Here is a 21,884-nt window from a genome sequence, read left to right on the forward strand (position 1 = left end):
ATGTACCGAACCTTTGAAGCGGATACGCGATGGCACGGTGCGCAAGCCTTATAGAATTGCCACCCTTGCACCCCCGCCTGCTTTGCCCCAGCATCGGCCGATCTTTCCGTCGAGCACTTCCATGACCACCGCCACAAGCCGCCGCGAGCGGCTGCACACCGTGATTTTCCAGACCGATACGCCGGCCGGACGACGCTTTGACCAGACCTTGCTGGTGGTCATTTTGCTCAGCCTGCTGGTTACGATCATCGACAGCATCCAGAGCATTCATCGCGACTACGCCACGTTCCTGGCCTGGATCGAGTGGGGCTTCACCCTGGTGTTTGCCGTCGAATACCTGCTGCGCCTGTACTGTTCGCCGCGCCCGCTCAAGTATGCGTTCAGCTTCTATGGGTTGGTCGACCTGCTGGCCATCGTGCCCGGCGTCCTGGCGATCTACTACAGCGATGCGCAGTACCTGCTGATCGTGCGCATCATCCGCATGCTGCGCATCTTCCGGGTGCTCAAGCTCGGCACTTACCTGCGTCAGGCGCACTACCTGCTGGCCGCGCTGCAGGGCAGCAAACAGAAGATCATCGTCTTCCTGGTCAGCGTCTCGACCCTGGTAACCGTGTTCGGCACGCTGATGTATGTGATCGAAGGCCCGCAGAACGGCTTTACCAGCATTCCCAAGGGCATCTACTGGGCCATCGTCACCCTGACCACCGTGGGCTTTGGCGATATCGTGCCCAAGACACCGCTGGGCCAGATGGTGTCTTCGGTGGTGATGATCATCGGTTATTCGATCATTGCCGTGCCCACCGGGATCTTTACCGCCGAGCTGGCCAATGCCATGCGCGGCGAGCAGCTCAAGCATGATTGCCCGGTGTGCGCCAAGAAGCACCATGAGCACGGGGCGGCGTTCTGTTCGCGGTGCGGCAATGCCTTGTTTGCCAGGCAGAACGATTCGGCATAAGGAAATACTGTTTTAATCTTTAATGGCGTGGTGACACCCCGCTATGATCGCGACAGTTTGCCCAGGGCGTTTTTTACGCCTGCATAAAAAGCCGCACTCATGACAGCTGTTCATCAAAAGGAATCTGCAGTGAAGAAACTATTCGCCGCCTCGCTAATGGCCGCCGGCCTGGCCCTGGGCAGCACCGCCCAGGCTGCACCGACCCTGCTCAACGTCTCTTACGACGTGATGCGCGACTTCTACAAGGACTACAACGCCGCCTTCCAGAAGCACTGGCAGGCCGAGCACAAGGAAGACGTCACGGTCCAGATGTCGTTCGGCGGCTCCAGCAAGCAGGCACGGGCAGTGATCGATGGCCTGCAGGCGGATGTCATCACCATGAACATGGCCACCGACATCAATGCCCTGGCCGACAACGGCGCCCTGGTGCCCAACGACTGGGTGACCCGTCTGCCGAACAACAGTGCGCCGTTTACCTCGGCCACCGTGTTCATCGTGCGCAAGGGCAATCCCAAGGCGCTGAAGGACTGGAACGACCTGGTCAAGGACGGCGTGGAAGTCATCGTGCCCAACCCCAAGACTTCGGGCAACGGGCGCTACACCTACTTGTCGGCCTGGGGTTATACGCTGAAGAATGGTGGCGACGAAGCGGCGGCGAAGAAGTTTGTAGGCGATCTGTTCAAGCATGTACCGGTGCTTGACACCGGCGGCCGCGGGGCCACCACGACCTTCATGACCAACGGCATCGGTGATGTGCTGGTGACGTTCGAGAACGAAGCGGAAATGATTGCCCGCGAGTTCGGTCGTGACAAGTTCGAGGTGGTCTACCCGAGCGTTTCGGCTGAAGCCGAGCCGCCGGTGAGTGTGGTCGACAAGGTCGTGGACAAGAAACAGTCCCGTGCCCTGGCTGAAGGCTACCTGAAGTACCTGTGGTCGCCTGAAGGCCAGGAAATTGCGGCCAACAACTACCTGCGCCCGCGCAATCCCGAGGTACTGGCCAGGTTCCAGGATCGCTTCCCGAAGGTCGAATTCCTGTCGGTGGAGAAGACCTTTGGGGACTGGCGTACGGTGCAGAAGACGCACTTTATCGACGGCGGGGTGTTTGACCAGGTTTATCCGGGGAAATGATTGGGTGATTTAGGACGGGGACGTTATTGAGTGTTGTGGGCGGTCAGTTAGAGGGGTTCCGGCCCTCTTCGGGCCGGGTTACTTTGTCCTGGCAAAGTAACCAAACCGTTTGCTCCTGGTTCCGGCCCCTTCGGGGTCCCCTCCCTCCGGCGTCGCTCCGGGGGTCGCCGCTTATGGGCCGTCCCTGGCCCAAGCGGCTAACGGGCCGTCCTAGCCCTTTTCCCCCCTGCGCAACGCCTCCACTCGGCCTGCACAAGTCGCGATTTGTGTCGCCTGTTCCATCGCGCATGAAAAGCAGAGCAAAAGCTGTTGCTGTTGATCTTCTACGCAAATATCACAGACAACACAGATCGCGACTTGGGCGCAGGCCGAGTGGAGGTGTCACGCAGGCGGGGAGCGAGGCAGGGATGCCGAGCCAGCGCCGCTGGGCCAGGGACGGCCCATCGGCGCGGCCCGATGGAGTGGCGCCGGAACGAGGGAACCCCGCAGGGGCCCAGCCAGGAGCCAGCGGTTTGGTTACTTTGCCAAGACAAAGTAACCCGGCCCGAAGAGGGTCGGAACCTCTCCCACAGACACACCACACCAGCCCAGACACTCCCCCCAAAAAATCAACCCAAAAACCCTACCGGTCAGTTCCCGAACTCACGCCCCAACCCGGCCGGCACGCCGCTGCTGTCGGTCGCCTGCCACGGCCCGTCAGGCTGTGTCGACCAGTTCCAGCCGCTGTCCCACTGGTAATAAGTGCGCTGGCGATAGAACGTATTGGTCTTGCCATCCAGTACATACACCCCCAGGCGCTGGTCCCAGTGACTCTTGACCCCCGGCGGCGGCGCAAAGCTGGCCGAGGTTTTGGCCGGGGCCTTGGGCGCCTTGACCGGTTGTCCGGGGCTGGGCGTCGAACGCGGCGTACCGGAGCCCGGCAGGCTCTGGATCGGTTCGCCACTGCGCGGCCCTTGTGATTGCGGCGGCTTCATCGTGGTACAGGCACTCAGGCCTATGGCGGCGGCCAGCAAGCCGGTGCGGGCAAGGTGCCAGGTGATTGCGGGCATGGCGGATTCCTACTGATCGGGACGGTCGATGGTCAATGTCTGTTGGCCTGCACGGGCGCGCTCCAGCGGCGGGCTGCTGCCCACCCACTCACCACGGGTCGGTTGCCCGGCCCGCGAGATGCGTGCAAGCAGTTGGACTTGCGCAAAGTTCGACAGTTTCAGTTGCGGCATCATTGCATCACTGTCGCCCAGCTCGACCTCGATCGGCAATTGCGCCACCGTCACCCGCTTGACCGCCAGCGGTGCCGGCGGACCGTCCACCGCACGGGCAAAGATGAATACGCTGTCACCCGGCTGCACCTGGTCCTGCAGGGCTGCAGCCAGTTGCACACGCACCTTGAGTGTCGCCGCCTTCGCATTCGGCGCCACTGCTGCGCCCTGCGCCAGGCTGGCCTGGGCACGCGCGATACCGCCTTGCAGCGCCTCGCGGGACGGGTCTTGGGGCGGCAACAACGCTTGCAAACGTGTCCAGTACTCGACGGCCTGCCCGAAGCGCTTGTCTTCAAAGGCCGCAATGCCCAGCAGGCCCAGGCTGGTGACCTCGTTGGGGTCGGCCTTGAGGGCCTCGTCGGTCAAGGCCTGGACCTGAGGGCTGAAGGTCTTGTCGGCGGCAAAATACAACGCCTGGGCCCACTGCCCCAGCAGTTCGGGCTGACGACCGGCCAGGGCGGCGGCGCGCTCGAATTGCCGGGCAGCATCGGCCGGGCGCTGCTGGGCCATGTAGCTGCGGCCCAGGAAGTAAAAGCCTTCGGCCGAGTCCGGCTGGGCCTCGACAGTACGCTCCAGGCGCCGGGTCATGTCGGCCAGGGACGTGGGCGGCTGGGCGAACTCACGCGACAGGGCGACCCGCTCACTGGCGCCGTAATGCAGGTAAAGACCCAGCGCCAGCACCGGCACCAGCACCACCGTCAGCAGCGGCACCGCCCTGCCCAGGGCGCGATGCCCGGCGGCGGGTGCGACGCCATCGGTATCGGCCAGCAGCTCACGCGCGGCTTCGGCCTGGCCGCTGTCCAGTTGCCCGGCGCTGAGCACACCGGCGCGATGCTGCTCCTGCAATTGCGCCAGGCGCTCCTCATACAGCGCGACGTTGAGCGTCGTGCGGTCCTGCCCGGCGGTCAGCGGCCGGCGGCGCAGCACCGGGATCAGCAACAGGCTTGCAGCCACCAGCAACAGCAGCCCGGCGGCCATCCAGAAATCGATCATTGACGGGTGTTATCCAGAAGGTGGGCGAGGCGCTGGCGCTCCTCGTCGGAAAGGTGCGCAACCGCCCCGGTGGATGCTTGCCGGCGGCGGCGCACGGTCACGCCGATCACCACGGCGCCGAGCAGCAACAGCAGGGCCGGGCCAAACCACAAGAGCCAGGTGCGCGAGGTCAGTGCCGGCTTGTAGCGCACGAACTCGCCATAACGATCCACCATATGGTCGACGATCTGCCGGTTGCTGCGGCCCTCCTCCAGCAAGCGGTAGATTTCCTTGCGCAAGTCGGCGGCAATCGGCGCATTGGAGTCGGCGATGTCCTGATTCTGGCACTTGGGGCAGCGCAGTTCGCGGGTCAGCTCGGCGTAGCGGGCCCGCTCGGCCTCATCACGAAAGCTGTGGGCTTCGATGGCGGCGTGGGCCTGGGCATTCAACCCCAGGCTCAACACAGCAGCGATCATCCAGCGCTTCATGGGCGGGCCTCGTCGACCAGCGCCTGGTAGCGGCCGGCCAGTTGCTCGCGCCAGACCTGATCGTCGATGACACCGACAAACTTGTGGCGAATGATGCCTTTGGCGTCGATCAGGAAGGTTTCCGGCGCCCCGTACACGCCCAGGTTCAGGCCCAGGCTGCCGTCGTCATCGCGCAGGTTCAGTTGATACGGGTTGTGAAAGTCCTTGAGCCACTTCTGCGCCTCGGCGTTGGTGTCCTTGTAGTTGATGCCGTGGATCACCACGCCCTGCTGCGCCAGGCGATTGAGCACCGGGTGCTCGACCCGGCAGGCCACACACCAGGTGGCCCAGACATTGACCAGCGCCGGGCGCCCGAGCAGGTCTTGACGGGTCAGCACCTTGTCGCCATTCACCTCGCGCAGGCTGAATTCGGGAAACGGCTTGCCGATCAGCGCCGAGGGCAGCGCCGCCGGGTCGAGAAACAGACCGCGAAACAGCAGCGCACTCAAGCCGAGAAAGACCACCAGCGGAAGCAGCAGGATCCAGCGTTTCATGACAGGGCTCCAGAAGGCGTGAGGGCTTGACGGACCTTGTGCCCGACCTTGACCCGATAGCGCCGATCGGCGGCCGCCAGCACGCCACCCAGTCCGGTCAACAGGCCACCGAACCAGATCCAGCGCACGAACGGCTTGATATGGATACGCACCGCCCAGGCGCCGTTGTCCAGCGGCTCGCCCAGCGCCACATACAGGTCGCGGGTGAAACCGGCATCGATGCCGGCCTCGGTCATCATCGACTGCTGCACGCTGTACAGACGCTTTTCCGGGTGCAGCACGCTGACCAGGCGCTCATGCTCGAACACCCGCACGGTGCCGCGATCAGACGTGAAGTTCGGCCCGTCGAAATGCGCGGCGCCGTCGAACACGAAGCGGTAGCCGCCCAGCTCGGTGGCCTGCCCCGGCGCCAGGCGCAGGTCGCGTTCAATGCTGTGCTGGCTGGACAACACCACGCCCAGCGCGCAGACCACCAGCCCCGCATGCGCCACCTGCATGCCCCAGTAACTGCGGGTCAGGCTGCGCAGTCCTTTGAGCAGGCCCTTGTGGCGGGTCTTGTCGTGAATATCGCGCAGCGCGCCGAACACCACCCAGGCGGCCAGCAATACGGTGGCCAGCACTGCCCACTGGCCCTCGCCCAGCACCAGGCCCAGCACCAGCGCGAACGCCATGCTGGCGATCAGCACCGGAGTGAGCATGCCCAGCAACCAGCGGCCGGGCGTGTCTTTCCAGCGCACCAGCACGCCGACCGTGAGCACCGCCATCAGCAGCGCCATCAGCGGTACGAACAGGGTATTGAAGTACGGCGGCCCGACCGACATCTTCGCCCCGCTCAGGGCGTCGATCACCAGTGGGTACAGGGTGCCGAGCAGAATCATCGAGGCGGCGACCACCAGCAGCAGGTTATTGGCCAGCAGCAAGGTCTCGCGTGACCACAGGGCAAAGCCGACCTGACTCTTGACCACCGGTGCGCGCACGGCAAACAGCGCCAGCGAGCCGCCGACCACGATCAGCAGGAATACGAGAATGAACACCCCGCGCGCCGGATCGGTGGCAAAGGCATGCACCGAGGTCAGCACCCCGGAACGCACCAGAAAGGTCCCCAGCAGGCTCAGGGAAAACGCCGCGATGGCCAGCAGCACGGTCCAGCTCTTGAACACCCCGCGCTTTTCGGTCACCGCCAGCGAGTGGATCAAGGCGGTGCCCACCAGCCAGGGCATGAACGAGGCGTTTTCTACCGGGTCCCAGAACCACCAGCCGCCCCAGCCCAGTTCGTAGTAGGCCCACCAGGACCCCAGGGTGATGCCCACGCCGAGAAAGGCCCAGGCAACGATGGTCCACGGCCGCGACCAGCGGGCCCAGGCGGCGTCCAGCCGACCGCCAAGCAAGGCGGCGATGGCAAAGGCAAAGGCCACTGAAAAGCCGACATAGCCCATGTACAGCATCGGCGGATGCACGATCAGGCCGATGTCCTGCAACAAGGGGTTCAAGTCGCGGCCGTTGGCGGGCATTTGCGGCAGGATGCGCGTAAATGGATTGGAGGTGAGGATCAAAAACGACAAAAAGCCCACGCTGATCATGCCCATCACCGCCAGCACCCGCGCCAGCATCACCGCCGGCAACTGCCGCGACAGCACCGACACGGCAAAGGTCCAGCCGCCCAGGATCAGGCTCCACAGCAACAGCGAGCCTTCATGGGCGCCCCACACCGCGCTGAACTTGTAATACCAGGGCAAGGCGCTGTTGGAGTTGTGCGCCACATAGGCCACGGAAAAATCGTCGCTCATGAATGCCTGGGTCAGGCAACCGAAGGCAAACAGCAAAAAGCCGAATTGCCCCCAGGCGGCCGGACGGCCCAGGCTCATCCACAAGGCATCGTTGCGCCAGGCGCCGATCAACGGCAGGCTGGCCTGCACCAGGGCAAAACACAGCGCCAGGATCATGGCCAGATGGCCGAGTTCGGGAATCATCGGTCAGCCCTGTTTGACGGGTGGCAGTGACGGCACCGGCGCCGCCGGCAAGCGGCCGCTGTCCTTGAGCGCCTTGGTGACCTCCGGCGGCATGTACTTCTCGTCATGCTTGGCCAGTACTTCATCGGCCTCGACCACGCCGTCGGCATTGAGCCGGCCCAGCGCGACGATGCCCTGCCCTTCGCGAAACAGGTCGGGCAGGATGCCGTGGTAGCGGATGGTCACCGAGCGGTTGAAATCGGTGACCACAAATTGCACCGCCAGCGAGTCGCCCGAGCGTTGCAACGAGCCCTGCTGGACCATGCCGCCGGCGCGGATGCGTGTGCCCTGCGGCGCTTCGCCGCTGGCAATCTGGGTCGGGGTGTAGAACAGGTTGATGTTTTCCTGCAAGGCAGTCATGGCCAGGCCTGTGGCTGCACCGATCCCGACGACCAGCGCGAGGATCAGTAGCAGGCGCTTCTTGCGCTGTGGATTCACGATCGCGACTCCCGACGCACACGACGCGCCTGTTCCTGCAGGTAACGGCGTCGCGCCAGCAATGGCAGGATCACATTGATGGCCAGCACGGCGGCAAACAGACCATAGGCCGACCAGACGAACAGCCCGTGGCGGCCCATGGCCAGAAAATCACTCCAGGATGCAAAACTCATGACAGGTGCTCCGTTGCGGCAGCGGGCAGGCCGAGGGCTTTGCGCACCTCGTCCTGCACCCAGCGACTGCGGGCCTCGCGCTTGAGCACGGCCAGGCGCATGCGCAGTAACAGCACGGTGGCAAAAAAGGCATAGAAGCCCAGGGTGGTGAACAGCAGCGGCAGCCACATTTCGGCCGGCATCGCCGGTTTTTCGGTAAGGCTGAAGGTCGCACCCTGGTGCAAGGTGTTCCACCACTCGACCGAATACTTGATGATCGGGATGTTCACCACCCCGACAATCGCCAGCACCGCGCAGGCCTTGGCGGCGCTGTCACGGTTGCTGATGGCATTGCCCAGCGCGATCAGCCCCAGGTACAGAAACAGCAGGATCAGCATCGAGGTCAGCCGCGCATCCCAGACCCACCAGGCGCCCCAGGTCGGCTTGCCCCAGATGGCGCCGGTCAGCAGCGCCAGCGCGGTCATCCAGGCCCCGATCGGCGCCGCGCACTGCAAGGCCACATCGGCCAGCTTCATGCGCCACACCAGCCCGACCACGCCGCACACGGCCAGCATCACGTAGCAGGACTGCGCCAGTATCGCGCTGGGCACATGGATATAGATGATCCGAAAGCTGTTGCCCTGCTGGTAATCGGGCGGCGCAAAGGCCAGGCCCCAGACCACGCCGATGCCCAGCAACAGCACGGCCAGCGCCGCCAGCCACGGCAGCCAGCGGCCACTGAGGTCGTAGAAGGTTTTCGGTGAGCCCAGGCGGTGAAACCAGGCCCAACTGAAGTTGCTTTTCATCAAACTGCCTTTATCACGGTAGGCGGGTGTCGACTGGTGGCCGTCGCACAACGGCCCCAGTACCTCGATTATTCAGCCACGCTGATTTTCAGTCCCTGGGCAATCGCCAGCGGCGTCAGCGTCAGGGCCAGGGCGGCCAGGCTGCCCAGCCACAACAGGTAGCCGGTGGCCGGCAAGCCTTGCAAGGCGGCCTGCAGCGCGCCGCTGCCCAGGATCAGCACCGGGATGTACAGCGGCAGGATCAGCAATGCCAGCAGCAGGCCGCCACGCTTGAGGCCGACGGTCAACGCAGCCCCCACGGCACCCAACAGGCTCAACGTCGGGGTGCCCAGCAACAGCGACAGCATCAAGACCGGCAGGCACGCGCCGGGCAGGCCCAGCATCAGGGCCAGCAAGGGTGCCAGCAGCACCAGCGCCAGGCCCGAGAACAACCAGTGTGCCAGCACCTTGGCCAGAACCAGAAGCGCCAGCGGGTGCGGCGAAAGGACCCACTGCTCCAGCGAGCCGTCTTCGAAGTCACTGCGAAACAGTCCATCCAGCGACAGCAGCACCGCCAGTAACGCCGCGACCCAGACCAGCCCCGGCGCCAGGGTTTGCAGCAACTGTGCCTCGGGTCCGACGGCCAGGGGAAACAACGCAATCACGATAGCGAAAAACACCAGCGGGTTGAGCAACTCCGCCGGACGGCGCGCCAACAGGCGCATTTCGCGCATCAATAACAGGATAAACACCGGGCTCATGGTCGCACCTGCCCCAGTTCAAGCAGGCGATAACCGGCAGGCCGGCAGGTCAGTGGGTGATGAGTGGTCAGCACCACCAGCCCGCCCTGCTCACAGTGCCGGGCCAGGCGCGCCTCAAGCTGTGCCACGCCCTGGGTATCAAGGGCGGTGAACGGTTCGTCAAGAATCCAGATGGGCGGCGCCGGCAGGTACAGGCGCGCCAGGGCCACACGGCGCTGCTGGCCGGCCGACAGGGTGTGGCACGGCACATCCTCGAACCCTTGCAGGCCGACCTGCTCCAGTGCCTGCCACACTGCGGCGCGGTCGGCACGCTGGTTCAGGGCGCACAGCCAGGCAAGGTTTTCCAGCGGGGTGAGCACGTCCTTGATGCCGGCGGCATGGCCAATCCACAGCAGGTGCCGGGCCAGGTGTGCCCGCTGACCGGCCAGCGGCTGGCCATTGAGGCGCACTTCGCCTTCAGCGGGCGGCATCAGGCCACAGAGCAGGCGCAACAGGCTGGTCTTGCCACTGCCATTGGGGCCGGCGACCTGCAACAGGTCGCCGGCCTTCAGTTGCAGCTCCAGGTGCTCGAACAACAACCGCGCGTCACGCTCGCAACCAAGGTCGCAGGCCTGCAAGGTCGGGGTCATGGCGCAAAGCCACTGCCGCGTGGCCATAAGGGGATCGGCAAGCCTGCCTCCGAGAGGAAAAAATGGGCGTTCAAGTCAGCCTTGAAACGGCCGTTACATTGATGCAACTTGATTGCTAATCCGGCAAAAAGGGCCGGCATTATACATGGGCGCCCTGCTCCCAAGAGGTCTAATTCAATTGGTTGCAGCTCAATGACAGGTGATATTTCCCAGGTTCCGCCGGCCAATGCCGCTCTGGCGCAATTGCGCGGCAATGCCGCACCCGGCCAGGTCATGACCCTGTTCAATGCCGCCGCCAACGTGCTGGGCGACGGTGAAACCGCTGAGGCCCAGGTCATCAGCCTCAAGCAGGTTGCCCCGAATTTTCAGATGCTGTTGCGCCTGAACCTGGCCAACGGCACCCAGACCAGCGTCGCGGTCAACAGCCGTGTGCCGTTGACACCCGGTACGCTGTTCCAGGTGATCCAGGCCGCCCCCGGCCAGTTGCTGATGCCGTTACAGCAGGTCAGTGCCGCGCTGAATAACGTGACCACTGAACTCGATCCCCGCCAGGCGCCGCCTGGCACCTTGTTGCAGGGCAAGGTCATGACCAGCCAGGCGCTCAGCCAGGCCATGGACGACATCGGGCGCACCGGCACGCCGTCGCCAGGCGGCCATGCAAATAATGCAGGCAGCACGCCAACGGCTTATCGTTCGCTGGTGCTGTTGCTTAACGGCCCGCTGGCCGGCACCACCATCAGCGTGCAAAGCGCCCAGGCCCTGACCATCGGCAGCCTGCTCAGCGCCCGGGTGCAGGACAATCAGTCATTGAGCTTCGTGCCCTTGCCCGGGCGGCTCGACCAGTTGGCCGTGGCCCAGCAACTGGGCGTGCAGCAAAGCCGCCAGGGCTCGCTGGACACCCTGCTCAACGCCTTGCAGAACCTGCCGGCCACCTCGACCGCCAGCACCCCGGCGCTGCAAGCCAGCATCCAGCAGTTGCTGGCCGACCTGCCCGACTTCCAGCAACTGGGCACGGCGCGCGGCCTGGCCCAGGCGTTCAATGCCAGCGGTCTGTTCATGGAGGCGCGCCTGCTGGCCGGGCAGAACCTGCAACAGACGCCGGACCTCAAAGCCAACCTGATGCGTCTGATCGCCCAGATCCTGCCGGGCCTGCCGGCCAACACTTCGTACGGCGCAACTGCCGCGTCCAACACCCTGGCGCGGGTGATGCCCAACGCCATCCGCAATGCTCTGGGCACATTGGGGCTGGTGGCGGCGCGCAATGTACCGGACAGTTTCCCCCTGCCCTCGCGCCAGGTCGCCAGTGGCGAGAAGGATGATCTGGAGATGCTGCTCAAGCTGGCCGCCGCCGCCGTATCGCGCCTGCAAAGCCATCAACTCGGCGCACTGGAACAGACCCGCCAGTTACCCGACGGTACACAACTGACCAGTTGGCAACTGGAAGTGCCGACCCGCAATGCCCATGACATCGTGCCGCTGCAGGTCAAGGTGCAGCGCGAGGAATCGCCACCGGACGAAGGCCCGGGTGGACAGAAAAACGAGGACAAGGAGGCGCAACGCGAACAGTTGTGGCGCATCGATCTGGCGTTCGACCTGGAGCCGCTGGGCCCGTTGCAGGTGCATGCACGACTGGTGCGCGGCACGCTGTCCAGCCAGCTGTGGGCGGAACGTGAGTCCAGTGCCGGGATGATCGAGCGCGAGCTGGGACACCTGCGCGAACGCCTGGTGGCCTGTGGGCTGAGCGTCGGCGAACTGGCCTGCAGCCACGGCAGCGCCCCACAAGGTGCGCGCACCTCCCTCGAACAACGCTGGATCGACGAGAACGCCTGATGAACCAAGACCTTGCCGCCCCCCGCCAGGCCATCGCGCTGACCTACGATGGCCAACAGGCGCCGACCCTGAGTGCCAAGGGCGACGACCGACTGGCCGAGGAAATCCTCGCCATCGCCCGTGAACACGACGTGCCGATCTACGAGAATGCCGAACTGGTCAGCCTGCTGGCGCGCCTGGAACTGGGCGACAGCATCCCGCGTGAGCTGTACCTGAGCATCGCCGAGATCATCGCCTTTGCCTGGCACCTCAAGGGCAAGTATCCGGTGGGCCTGGGCCCGGACGATCCGCCGATCGAGAAGGACATCACGCCGAAGTGAACAGGCGGATGCGCTGTCGCGCAGCAAACAGGGGGCCCGGTAGGAGCGCGCTTGCCCGCGACCGGCTGCGTCAGCAGTCGTAAATTTGTGGCGTTTCGCAGATTTTGCGAGCGCTACGCACTCGGTCGCGGGCAAGCGCGCTCCTACACAGGGACGCGCGTTACAGCTTGTTGTTGGCGCGCCTGGAGCTGGGCGACAGCATCCCGCGTGAGCTGTACCTGAGCATCGCCGAGATCATCGCCTTTGCCTGGCACCTCAAGGGCAAGTATCCGGTGGGCCTGGGCCCGGACGATCCGCCGATCGAGAAGGACATCACGCCGAAGTGAACAGGCGGATGCGCTGTCGCGCAGCAAACAGGGGACCGGGTAGGAGCGCGCTTGCCCGCGACCGGCTGCGTTAGCAGTCGTAAAATTTCAGCGTTTCACACATTTTTGCGAGCGCTACGCACTCGGTCGCGGGCAAGCGCGCTCCTACACTGGGACGCGCGTCAGAGCTTGTTGTTATGCCGGTGCAGCTTGCTGACCAGTTGCGCCTCGGCCTGGGTCAGGCCGCAGGACTGGGTCAGTTCCTCGACACTGGCACCCATGCCGACCAGGCGTGCAGCCTGGGCGAAGGTCAGGGTCGAGGGGTCGCGCTGTTCCAGTGACGTGATTTTGTCAGGCAACAAGGCCACGGTCGCACGCAGGTCGTGCAGCTCTTCGCCCATGCGAATGGTCCCGCTCTGGAAATTGTCGACGCGCCGGGCCAGATCGCGCATGCGCTGTTCGCGCGCGCTGCTGACCTTGTCGCGTTCGGCATCCAGGCGGCGCTGACGCTTGATGTGGCTCACGAGCATCAACAGGGTAAAGACCCAGAGAATGCCCAGAACAATGACGGCGGCCTCAAGCATTGGTCAGATGTTCTCCAGTTCGGACCACTCTTCTTCAGTCATCATCTTGTCCAGCTCGACCAGGATGAGCAGTTCGCCGTTCTTGTTGCACACGCCCTGGATGAACTTGGCCGATTCGTCGTTGCCCACGTTCGGCGCGGTTTCGACTTCGGACTGGCGCAGGTAGACCACTTCGGCCACGCTGTCGACCAGGATACCGACCACTTGCTTGTCGGCCTCGATGATCACGATACGGGTGTTGTCACTGACTTCGACCGGCGGCAGGCCGAAGCGCTGGCGGGTGTCGATCACGGTGACCACGTTGCCGCGCAGGTTGATGATCCCCAGCACGTAGCTTGGCGCGCCCGGCACGGGAGCGATTTCGGTGTAACGCAGCACTTCCTGGACCTGCATCACGTTGATGCCGTATGACTCGTTGTCCAGACGGAAGGTAACCCACTGCAGGATAGGATCTTCGGAACCCTGTGCAGACGACTTGTTCATGCTTCAACCCCTCAGGTGTGTGCTGTGCAGGCGGCGCACGGTGCGCCGTCCGATGATTTATCGTTTCTTGTCCAGGCGCTTGACCGCGCCACTGGCAATCAGCTCGGCCAGTTCGGCCACGTCCACCAGCGCACACATGTGCTCGATCACCGTTCCGGCCAGCCAGGGCCTGTGACCGCGCTGGGCGCGCCATTTGATCTCGTTGGGGTCCAGGCGCAATGAACGGCTGACCTGATGGACCGCCAGTCCCCACTCATAGCCCTGGACCGAAATCACGTATTGCAGTCCCTGGCGGAAATCCTCGCGGTAACGCTCGGGCATGATCCAGCGCGCCGTGTCGAGCACCTTGAGGTTACCCGCCTGGCACGGCAGGATGCCCAGGAACCAGTCAGGCTGGCCGAACAGAGGCGTCAGCTCCTGGCCATCCAGCGGATAGATGGCGCCCAGGCACACCAGCGGCACCGCCAGGGTCAGGCCGGCTACGTCGAACAGCAGGCATTCGAAGGGCTCGGCAGCCCATTCCGGACGCTGGCTGCCGGCCGGGGGCGGCGGCACGATCAGGCCCAGCGGTTTGTTCAGTTCAGCCACCGGCTCGACCAGCGTCTGCACCGGCTCGGCCACGGCAGGCACCGCCACAGGGGCTGTGACCGGTACGGCCACGGGCACGATGTCAACCGGCACCACCGGGACTTCGACGGCCACCTGCACAGGAGCGGCCACGGCCACCGGCTGCGCCACCGCGGCCGGAGCGGCGACCGCCAGGGCCAGCGGCTTGCGCGCTGGCACCTGCGCATCACGGGCCTGCTCTTCGAGCACCGCCGCCTGGAACTCGTCCAGGGAGCTGGCAGGCTCAAGCACCAGCGGCGCCTCTTCGGTGGCGTCCTGGAGCAAGGCATCAAGGTACGACTGCAGCGCCAGTTGGGGCCGGGTTGCAACATCTACGGGGCGGATCATGTCAGTGCCCAACGGAAAAAAGTGCCAAGGGGGCTTGTCCGGAGTATCGGCTGCAAGCACAGCGAACTTGAGCGCAAGGCCCACAAACGGTTGCGGCTCACGTCAGGCCACCTGCGTCGTCAGTTGCTCGGCGAGCAGGTGTTTGAGCAGCGCCCGGTACGCCAGCACCCCCCGGCTCTTGCTGTCGTTCTGGGAAGGCGTGATGCCTGCCCGGCTGGCATCGCGCAGGCGCGTGTCGACCGGCACGTAGGCTTTCCAGACATGTTCGGGAAACGAATCGCGCAGCAGCTTCAAGGTGCCCATCGAGGCCTGTGTACGACGGTCGAACAGGGTCGGGACAATGGTGTAAGGCAAGGGTGTCTTGCGCGAGCGATTGATCATCGCCAGAGTATTGACCATGCGTTCCAGCCCCTTGACTGCCAGAAACTCGGTCTGCACCGGAATCACCAGTTGCTGGCTCGCCGCCAGGGCATTGACCATCAGCACCCCCAACAAGGGCGGGCTGTCGATCAGCGCATAGTCAAAATCCTGCCACAGCTGGGCCAGGCTTTTCGCGACCACCAGGCCCAGGCCGTTCTGCCCCGGCGACTGACGCTCCAGGGTGGCCAGCGCCGTGCTCGACGGCATGAGAAACATCCGCTTGTCACTGGTGGGCAGCAGCAACTGGCCTGGCAAGTCCTGCGGTACGACGCCCTTGTGCTGGAACAAGTCGAACGCGCTGTGCTCCAGTTCGTCGGGGTTGTGCCCGAAATAACTGGTCATCGAGCCATGCGGGTCAAGATCGACCACGACCACGCGCTTGCCCGAATCGGCCAGCAACCCGGCCAGGGCAATGGTCGTGGTGGTCTTGCCGACCCCACCTTTCTGATTGGCGACTGCCCAGACTCTCATTCGGTGTATTCCTTGCGCACGGCAACTTCCATACCGGGTTTCGGCTAGCGAACAGGTGACGGAGAATTGACAGCATTGTTGCCTGACGGCGGTCTTGCCGGTGCCGGTGCAGTTTGTGTGCCAGCACGGCGCAAGGCCGCATCCGGCTGGGCATTGGCCGAGCCACTGCTGGTCAGGCTGCGACGTACATCCAGATTACGCGAAATGACCAGAACCACACGGCGGTTTTCGGCACGGCCCTGAGCGGTCGAATTGGCCGCCACCGGCTGGAACTCGGCATAGCCGACCGAGGCCATGCGCGCCGGACTGACGCCGTACATGGCCAACAGGCGCACGATGCTTGACGCCCGTGACGAAGACAATTCCCAGTTGGTCGGGAACTGTGCGGTATTGATGGGCTGATCGTCGGTGAAGCCTTCGACATGGATCGGGTTGTCGAAGCGTTTGACGATGGTCGCGACCCTTTCGATGATGCCGAAGGCCCGATTGCTGGGCATGGCGTCGCCGCTGCCGAACAACAGGCTGGAGTTGAGTTCGATCTCGATCCACAGCTCGTTGCCGCGCACGGTCATCTGGTCGGACTTGATCAGGTCACCAAAGCCTGCACGCACTTCATCGGCAATGGTTTGCAGCGGGTCAATGCTGTTTTTGCCAATCCCGGCATCGGTTTCCTCGCTGTCCTTGATCAAGGGCTCGGCCGGCTTGACGGTCTGCGGCCGCTGCTCGCCGATCGGAATCGGTTGCATCGTGCGTTCGGCATCGTTGAAGACCCCGACCAGCGCCTGCGACAGGATCTTGTACTTGCCCTCGTTGAGCGACGAAATCGAGTACATCACCACGAAAAAGGCGAACAACAGCGTGATGAAGTCGGCGTAGGACACCAGCCAGCGCTCATGGTTTTCGTGTTCTTCACGAGGACGACGACGGGCCATGACGGCTACTCCATGAAGCCTTGCAGCTTGAGTTCGATGGAGCGCGGGTTCTCGCCTTCGGCAATCGACAGCAGCCCTTCCAGAAGCATTTCCCGGTAGCGCGATTGACGCAGGGCGATGGCCTTGAGCTTGTTGGCCACCGGCAGCAGGAACAGGTTGGCACTGGCCACGCCATAGATGGTGGCCACGAAGGCCACGGCAATACCGCTGCCCAACTGGCTGGGGTCGGCCAGGTTGCCCATGACGTGGATCAGGCCCATGACCGCACCGATGATACCGATGGTCGGGGCATAGCCGCCCATGCCTTCAAAGACCTTGGCCGCCTGGATATCGCGGGTTTCCTGGGTGATGAAGTCCACCTCCAGGATGCTGCGGATGGTTTCCGGCTCGGCGCCGTCGACCAGCAGTTGCAGGCCCTTGCGGGCATACGGGTCCGGCTCGGTGTCGGCAATCGACTCCAGGCCCAGCAGGCCTTCCTTGCGCGCGGTCAGGCTCCAGCTGATGATCCGGTCGATGCCGCCGGACAAGTCGAAGCGTGGTGGAAACAGGATCCAGGGAAAGATCTGCATGCTGCGCTTGAAGGCACTCATGGGCGACTGGATCAGCGAGGCGGCCAGCGTGCCACCCAGTACGATCAGCGCCGCCGGGCCATTGAGCAAGGCACCGGCATGACCACCTTCGAGAAAGTTGCCGCCGATGATCGCGATGAAGGCCAGGATCAGACCGATAAGGCTCAGAACATCCATTACAGGCAAGCCTCGACCAGGTGCCGGCCGATATCATCGAGGCTGTAGACCGCATCGGCCAGGTCGGCCTTGACGATGGCCATCGGCATGCCATAGATCACGCAACTGGCTTCATCCTGGGCCCAGACATTGCTGCCGCTCTGCTTGAGCATGCGCGCCCCTTCACGGCCGTCAGCACCCATGCCGGTAAGCACCACCGCCAGCACTTTGTCGCCGTAGGTCTTGGCGGCCGAACCAAAGGTGATGTCGACGCAGGGCTTGTAGTTGAGGCGTTCGTCACCGGGCAGGATTTTAACCGTGCCACGGCCGTCGACCATCATCTGCTTGCCACCCGGCGCCAACAATGCCAGGCCCGGACGCAGTACATCGCCATCCTCGGCTTCCTTGACACTGATCTTGCACAGTTTGTCGAGGCGTTCGGCGAAGGCCTTGGTGAAGGCCGCCGGCATGTGCTGGATCAGCACGATAGGCGCCGGAAAGTTGGCGGGCAGTTGGGTCAGCACGCGCTGCAGCGCCACCGGCCCTCCGGTCGAGGTGCCGATGGCCACCAGCTTGTAGGACTTGCGCCTTGGCGCGGGCGAATGATGCACCGGGGCATGATGGGCAGCCGCAGGCGCTGCCGATACAGGGGTGCGTGTCGGCAGCGCCCGTGTGGCGGCCGGAGCCGGCGGCGGTGTAGGCAACGATCGGCGCGGCGCTTCGAATGCCGGCGTGCTGGCCGCAGCAGGGGCAGCCGGAGCCGGAGCGCTGTAGCCGCCGAAACGACGATTGCTGCGGGCAATGGTGTTGATCTTCTCGCACAGCAACTGCCGAACCTTGTCGGGGTTGCGCGAGATGTCTTCGAAATTCTTCGGCAGGAAGTCGACCGCACCGGCGTCCAGGGCGTCGAGGGTGACCCGCGCGCCCTCATGGGTCAGTGAGGAGAACATCAATACCGGGGTGGGAATGCGTTGCATGATGTGACGCACCGACGTAATGCCATCCATCATCGGCATTTCGTAGTCCATCGTGATCACATCGGGTTTGAGCGCCAGGGCCTGCTCGATGGCCTCCTTGCCGTTGGTGGCAGTACCGACCACCTCGATGAGTGGGTCCGAAGACAGGATTTCCGTAACTCGGCGGCGGAAAAAACCGGAATCATCCACCACCAGGACCTTGACTGCCATAAACACTCCAATAGGCGCCCGGGGCCGCCTGAGCGGCCCCGGCACCAGAATCAAATCCGCCGCGAGGCGTAACGCTTGAGCATGCTCGGAACGTCGAGGATCAACGCAATGCGGCCGTCACCGGTGATGGTGGCGCCCGACATGCCTGGCGTGCCTTGCAGCATCTTGCCCAACGGCTTGATGACCACTTCTTCCTGACCCACCAGCTGGTCGACCACAAAGCCGATGCGCTGGGTGCCCACCGTCAGGATCACCACATGCCCTTCGCGCTGCTCTTCATGCGCCGCCGAACGGATCAGCCAGCGCTTGAGGTAGAACAACGGCAAGGCCTTGTCGCGCACGATCACCACTTCCTGGCCATCGACGACATTGGTGGTCGACAGGTCCAGGTGGAAGATTTCGTTGACGTTGACCAGCGGGAAGGCAAAGGCCTGGTCGGCCAGCATGACCATCAGGGTCGGCATGATCGCCAGGGTCAACGGCACCTTGATGACGATCTTGGAGCCCTGGCCCTTGGTCGAGTAGATATTGATCGAGCCATTGAGCTGGGAAATCTTGGTCTTGACCACGTCCATGCCCACGCCTCGCCCGGACACGTCGGAAATCTCGGTCTTGGTCGAGAACCCCGGGGCGAAGATCAGGTTGTAGCAGTCGCTGTCGCTCAAGCGGTCGGCGGCATCCTTGTCCATGACACCGCGCTTGACGGCAATGGCGCGCAGGACCGCAGGGTCCATGCCCTTGCCGTCGTCGGAGATCGACAACAGGATGTGGTCGCCTTCCTGTTCGGCCGACAGTATCACCTTGCCGCCACGCGGCTTGCCGGAAGCCTCGCGCTCTTCGGGGGTTTCCACACCGTGGTCCACCGCGTTGCGCACCAAGTGGACCAGCGGGTCGGCCAGGGCCTCGACGAGGTTCTTGTCGAGGTCGGTTTCTTCACCGACCAGCTCCAGGTTGATTTCTTTCTTGAGCTGCCGGGCCAGGTCACGAACCAGTCGCGGGAAGCGACCGAAGACCTTCTTGATCGGCTGCATACGGGTCTTCATGACCGCGGTCTGCAAGTCAGCGGTCACCACATCCAGGTTGGACACCGCCTTGGACATGGCTTCGTTGCCGCTGTTGAGCCCCAGGCGCACCAGGCGGTTACGCACCAGCACCAGTTCGCCGACCATGTTCATGATCTCGTCCAGCCGCGCGGTGTCGACGCGCACGGTGGTCTCGACCTCTGCCGCTGCCGGTTTTTCCGGCGCTGGCGCGGCGGCACGGGCGGGCGCTGCGGCTGGCGCGGGTGCCGCCTTGGCAGCCGGTGCTGCAGCGGCCGGCGCAGTTGGCTTGACGGGTGCGGCCGGTGCAGAAACGGCGGCCGCCACGGCATCGGCTACGGCGGCCGGCTCGAACTTGCCCTTGCCATGCAACTGGTCGAGCAGGTTTTCGAATTCGTGCTCGCTGATTTCGTCCGAAGACGCCGGTTTTTTATCGGCGCCCGCCTCAGCCTTGACCTCGACCTTGGCGACCGCCACAGGCGCGGGGCTGGCCGCTGCGGTGGGCGTCGCCTTGTCGGCATCGAACGAGCCCTTGCCATGCAACTGATCAAGCAGCGCTTCGAATTCGTCGTCGGTGATTTCGTCGCTGTTCACCGCAGCGGCCGCTGCCGGCGCTGGCACCGCCGCTGTGGCAGCGGGGGCTGCCGCTGCGATGCCGGCATCGAACGAGCCCTTGCCATGCAACTGGTCGAGCAGCGCTTCGAATTCGTGGTCGGTGATTTCATCACTGGCCCCCACCGGCGCAGACGGTACAGGTGCAGGTGCAGCAGGTGCCAGGGCATCGGACTTGGCACCTTGCAGCGAATCGAGCAGACGCTCGAATTCGTCATCGGTGATTTCATCGCCAGGGGCCGGGGCTTCAGGTTCTGCAGCCTGTTGTGCCACAGGCTCCGCGGCCGCAGGTGCTTCATCAGCGGCCTGCGGATCGGCCAGACGCGCCAGCGCCGCCAGCAGTTCAGGGGTGGCAGGCGTGACGTCACTGCGCTCGCGCACCTGGCCGAACATGCTGTTGACGGTGTCCAGGGCTTCGAGAACCACGTCCATCAATTCTGAATCTACGCGTCGTTCACCCTTGCGCAGGATGTCGAACACGTTCTCGGCAATGTGGCAGCACTCCACCAGCTCATGCAGCTGGAGGAAGCCGGCGCCCCCTTTAACAGTGTGAAAACCGCGAAAAATTGCGTTGAGCAAGTCTGCGTCATCCGGTCGGCTTTCAAGCTCGACCAGCTGTTCGGACAATTGCTCGAGAATCTCGCCGGCCTCTACCAGAAAATCCTGAAGGATCTCTTCATCGGCGCCGAAGCTCATGGGGGTGCTCCCTAAAATTAACCGTCAAGACCTAGAAGCCGAGGCTCGATAACAAGTCGTCCACATCATCCTGACCGGAAACGACATCTTCCCGTTTATCGGCATGAATTTGCGGACCTTCACCTTGGGCGAGATTTTTTTTCGGATTATTTTCCGCCAACAGTGCTTCACGATCATGTTCAATGCCGGCAAAGCGATCGACATGGCTGGCCATCAGCACCAGCTTGAGCAGATTGCTTTCAACTTCGGTGACCAATTGCGTCACGCGCTTGATCACCTGGCCGGTCAGGTCCTGATAGTCCTGAGCAAGCAGAATGTCGTTGAGGTTGGTCGCCACGCTGTGACTTTCCTTTTCGGTACGAGAAAGAAAGCCTTCGACGCGCTTTGCCAGCCCACGAAACTCTTCAGCGCCGATTTCGCGACGCATCAGGCGCCCCCAGTCGGCGCTCAACGCCTTGGCGTCGTCGCTCAGGCTGTTCATCAGCGGCGTGCTCTGCTCCACCAGGTCCATGGTGCGGTTGGCCGCGCCCTCGGTCAGGCGCACAACATACGACAGGCGTTCGGTGGCGTCCGTGATCTGCGACACCTCTTCGGCCTGTGGCATCTGCGGGTCTATCTGGAAGTTGACGATCGCACTGTGCAATTCACGTGTCAGCTTGCCCACTTCCTGATAGAGGCCGCGGTCCCGAGTCTGGTTGAGCTCATGGATCAATTGCACGGCATCGCCGAACTTGCCTCTTTCAAGGCTGGCGACAAGCTCGTGCGCATGTTTTTTCAGGGTCGACTCGAAGTCGCCCAGTGAATCGTTGTTGTCCATAGCGCCCTCGCGGCATGCATCAGCTATTGACGCGCTCGAAGATCTTCTCGATCTTTTCTTGCAGTACCTGGGCGGTAAAAGGCTTGACCACATAGCCGTTCACGCCAGCCTGGGCCGCTTCGATGATCTGCTCACGCTTGGCTTCGGCAGTCACCATCAGCACCGGAATGTGCTTGAGACGTTCGTCCAGGCGCACTTGACGCAGCAGGTCGATACCCGACATGCCGGGCATGTTCCAGTCAGTGACCAGAAAATCGAAACCACCGCTTTGCAGCATCGGCAATGCGGTCAGGCCGTCATCGGCTTCCGACGTGTTGGTGAACCCCAGGTCACGCAACAGGTTTTTTATGATCCGCCGCATCGTTGAAAAATCGTCAACGATGAGGATTTTCATGTTCT

General features: G+C 63.5%; 24 protein-coding genes and 1 pseudogene. 5 read left to right on the plus strand and 20 right to left on the minus strand.

Features of this window, described 5'->3' with window-relative positions; translation table 11 throughout:
• Positions 1 to 121 precede the first annotated feature (121 nt).
• Positions 122 to 955: an ion transporter gene (locus DGA31_RS15625; RefSeq protein ID WP_109513164.1), complete on the plus strand. Its 834-nt coding sequence runs from the start codon at positions 122 to 124 to the stop codon at positions 953 to 955.
• 129 nt (positions 956 to 1,084) lie between these two features.
• On the plus strand, positions 1,085 to 2,083 hold the full coding sequence (locus DGA31_RS15630) for a sulfate ABC transporter substrate-binding protein (RefSeq protein WP_109513165.1): 999 nt from the start codon (positions 1,085 to 1,087) through the stop codon (positions 2,081 to 2,083).
• A gap of 629 nt (positions 2,084 to 2,712) precedes the next feature.
• Here DGA31_RS15630 and DGA31_RS15635 read toward each other — a convergent pair.
• The 10 genes from DGA31_RS15635 to ccmA all read right to left on the minus strand — a co-directional run bounded on the left by DGA31_RS15635 (position 2,713) and on the right by ccmA (position 10,109).
• Complete coding sequence (locus DGA31_RS15635; protein WP_109513166.1) at positions 2,713 to 3,132, minus strand: hypothetical protein; 420 nt, start codon at positions 3,130 to 3,132, stop codon at positions 2,713 to 2,715.
• A gap of 9 nt (positions 3,133 to 3,141) precedes the next feature.
• A complete protein-coding gene (ccmI, locus tag DGA31_RS15640; protein ID WP_109513167.1) occupies positions 3,142 to 4,335 on the minus strand; it encodes a c-type cytochrome biogenesis protein CcmI in 1,194 nt (397 codons plus the stop codon).
• On the minus strand, positions 4,332 to 4,802 hold the full coding sequence (locus DGA31_RS15645) for a cytochrome c-type biogenesis protein (protein ID WP_056838781.1): 471 nt from the start codon (positions 4,800 to 4,802) through the stop codon (positions 4,332 to 4,334). The genes ccmI and DGA31_RS15645 overlap by 4 nt, the downstream gene beginning before the upstream one ends.
• Entirely contained in the window at positions 4,799 to 5,335 is a 537-nt protein-coding gene (locus DGA31_RS15650; RefSeq protein WP_109513168.1) for a DsbE family thiol:disulfide interchange protein, read from the minus strand. Before DGA31_RS15650 ends, DGA31_RS15645 begins: the two co-directional genes overlap by 4 nt.
• On the minus strand, positions 5,332 to 7,305 hold the full coding sequence (locus tag DGA31_RS15655) for a heme lyase CcmF/NrfE family subunit (protein WP_109513169.1): 1,974 nt from the start codon (positions 7,303 to 7,305) through the stop codon (positions 5,332 to 5,334). Before DGA31_RS15655 ends, DGA31_RS15650 begins: the two co-directional genes overlap by 4 nt.
• A gap of 3 nt (positions 7,306 to 7,308) precedes the next feature.
• The gene (ccmE, locus tag DGA31_RS15660; RefSeq protein WP_056838774.1) at positions 7,309 to 7,782 is read right to left on the minus strand and encodes a cytochrome c maturation protein CcmE; all 474 of its coding nucleotides are present in this window, start codon (positions 7,780 to 7,782) and stop codon (positions 7,309 to 7,311) included.
• Positions 7,779 to 7,955 (minus strand): heme exporter protein CcmD, encoded by a 177-nt coding sequence (ccmD, locus tag DGA31_RS15665; protein WP_109513170.1) that lies wholly within the window; start codon positions 7,953 to 7,955, stop codon positions 7,779 to 7,781. The genes ccmE and ccmD overlap by 4 nt, the downstream gene beginning before the upstream one ends.
• Positions 7,952 to 8,740, minus strand: coding sequence for a heme ABC transporter permease (locus DGA31_RS15670; protein ID WP_056838770.1), 789 nt, complete (start codon positions 8,738 to 8,740; stop codon positions 7,952 to 7,954). The genes ccmD and DGA31_RS15670 overlap by 4 nt, the downstream gene beginning before the upstream one ends.
• Positions 8,741 to 8,808: 68 nt before the next feature.
• The gene (gene ccmB / locus DGA31_RS15675) at positions 8,809 to 9,480 is read right to left on the minus strand and encodes a heme exporter protein CcmB (protein WP_056838768.1); all 672 of its coding nucleotides are present in this window, start codon (positions 9,478 to 9,480) and stop codon (positions 8,809 to 8,811) included.
• Positions 9,477 to 10,109, minus strand: coding sequence for a cytochrome c biogenesis heme-transporting ATPase CcmA (ccmA, locus tag DGA31_RS15680; RefSeq protein WP_109513199.1), 633 nt, complete (start codon positions 10,107 to 10,109; stop codon positions 9,477 to 9,479). The genes ccmB and ccmA overlap by 4 nt, the downstream gene beginning before the upstream one ends.
• A gap of 192 nt (positions 10,110 to 10,301) precedes the next feature.
• On the opposite strand from ccmA, the gene fliK reads away from it, so the two are divergent.
• The 3 genes and pseudogenes from fliK to DGA31_RS15695 all read left to right on the plus strand — a co-directional run.
• Positions 10,302 to 11,939, plus strand: a complete 1,638-nt coding sequence (fliK, locus tag DGA31_RS15685; RefSeq protein WP_109513171.1) for a flagellar hook-length control protein FliK — start codon at positions 10,302 to 10,304, stop codon at positions 11,937 to 11,939.
• Positions 11,939 to 12,259: an EscU/YscU/HrcU family type III secretion system export apparatus switch protein gene (locus tag DGA31_RS15690; RefSeq protein WP_056838764.1), complete on the plus strand. Its 321-nt coding sequence runs from the start codon at positions 11,939 to 11,941 to the stop codon at positions 12,257 to 12,259. The genes fliK and DGA31_RS15690 overlap by 1 nt, the downstream gene beginning before the upstream one ends.
• 164 nt (positions 12,260 to 12,423) lie before the next feature.
• A pseudogene (locus tag DGA31_RS15695) lies at positions 12,424 to 12,585 on the plus strand (EscU/YscU/HrcU family type III secretion system export apparatus switch protein); the annotation flags it as partial.
• A 161-nt stretch (positions 12,586 to 12,746) separates the two neighbouring features.
• Here the strand turns inward: DGA31_RS15695 and DGA31_RS15700 are convergent.
• The 10 genes from DGA31_RS15700 to DGA31_RS15745 all read right to left on the minus strand — a co-directional run bounded on the left by DGA31_RS15700 (position 12,747) and on the right by DGA31_RS15745 (position 21,879).
• A complete protein-coding gene (locus tag DGA31_RS15700; RefSeq protein ID WP_056838762.1) occupies positions 12,747 to 13,148 on the minus strand; it encodes a DUF2802 domain-containing protein in 402 nt (133 codons plus the stop codon).
• Between the two features lie 3 nt (positions 13,149 to 13,151).
• Positions 13,152 to 13,631, minus strand: a complete 480-nt coding sequence (locus DGA31_RS15705) for a chemotaxis protein CheW (RefSeq protein WP_056838760.1) — start codon at positions 13,629 to 13,631, stop codon at positions 13,152 to 13,154.
• A gap of 57 nt (positions 13,632 to 13,688) precedes the next feature.
• Entirely contained in the window at positions 13,689 to 14,585 is an 897-nt protein-coding gene (locus tag DGA31_RS15710; RefSeq protein WP_109513172.1) for a CheW domain-containing protein, read from the minus strand.
• A 102-nt stretch (positions 14,586 to 14,687) separates the two neighbouring features.
• Positions 14,688 to 15,476 (minus strand): ParA family protein, encoded by a 789-nt coding sequence (locus tag DGA31_RS15715; RefSeq protein WP_056838756.1) that lies wholly within the window; start codon positions 15,474 to 15,476, stop codon positions 14,688 to 14,690.
• A gap of 44 nt (positions 15,477 to 15,520) precedes the next feature.
• Positions 15,521 to 16,408, minus strand: a complete 888-nt coding sequence (gene motD, locus DGA31_RS15720; protein WP_109513173.1) for a flagellar motor protein MotD — start codon at positions 16,406 to 16,408, stop codon at positions 15,521 to 15,523.
• Between the two features lie 5 nt (positions 16,409 to 16,413).
• Positions 16,414 to 17,154, minus strand: coding sequence for a flagellar motor protein (locus tag DGA31_RS15725; protein WP_056838751.1), 741 nt, complete (start codon positions 17,152 to 17,154; stop codon positions 16,414 to 16,416).
• On the minus strand, positions 17,154 to 18,320 hold the full coding sequence (locus tag DGA31_RS15730; RefSeq protein WP_109513174.1) for a protein-glutamate methylesterase/protein-glutamine glutaminase: 1,167 nt from the start codon (positions 18,318 to 18,320) through the stop codon (positions 17,154 to 17,156). The genes DGA31_RS15725 and DGA31_RS15730 overlap by 1 nt, the downstream gene beginning before the upstream one ends.
• Before the next feature lie 50 nt (positions 18,321 to 18,370).
• Entirely contained in the window at positions 18,371 to 20,668 is a 2,298-nt protein-coding gene (locus DGA31_RS15735) for a chemotaxis protein CheA (protein ID WP_109513175.1), read from the minus strand.
• Positions 20,669 to 20,699: 31 nt separating this feature from the next.
• Entirely contained in the window at positions 20,700 to 21,485 is a 786-nt protein-coding gene (locus tag DGA31_RS15740) for a protein phosphatase CheZ (protein WP_056838745.1), read from the minus strand.
• Between the two features lie 19 nt (positions 21,486 to 21,504).
• A complete protein-coding gene (locus tag DGA31_RS15745; protein ID WP_177339462.1) occupies positions 21,505 to 21,879 on the minus strand; it encodes a chemotaxis response regulator CheY in 375 nt (124 codons plus the stop codon).
• Positions 21,880 to 21,884: the final 5 nt, after the last annotated feature.

It is taken from the genome of Pseudomonas ovata, assembly GCF_003131185.1.
In the GTDB taxonomy this organism is placed as follows: Bacteria; Pseudomonadota; Gammaproteobacteria; order Pseudomonadales; family Pseudomonadaceae; genus Aquipseudomonas; species Aquipseudomonas ovata.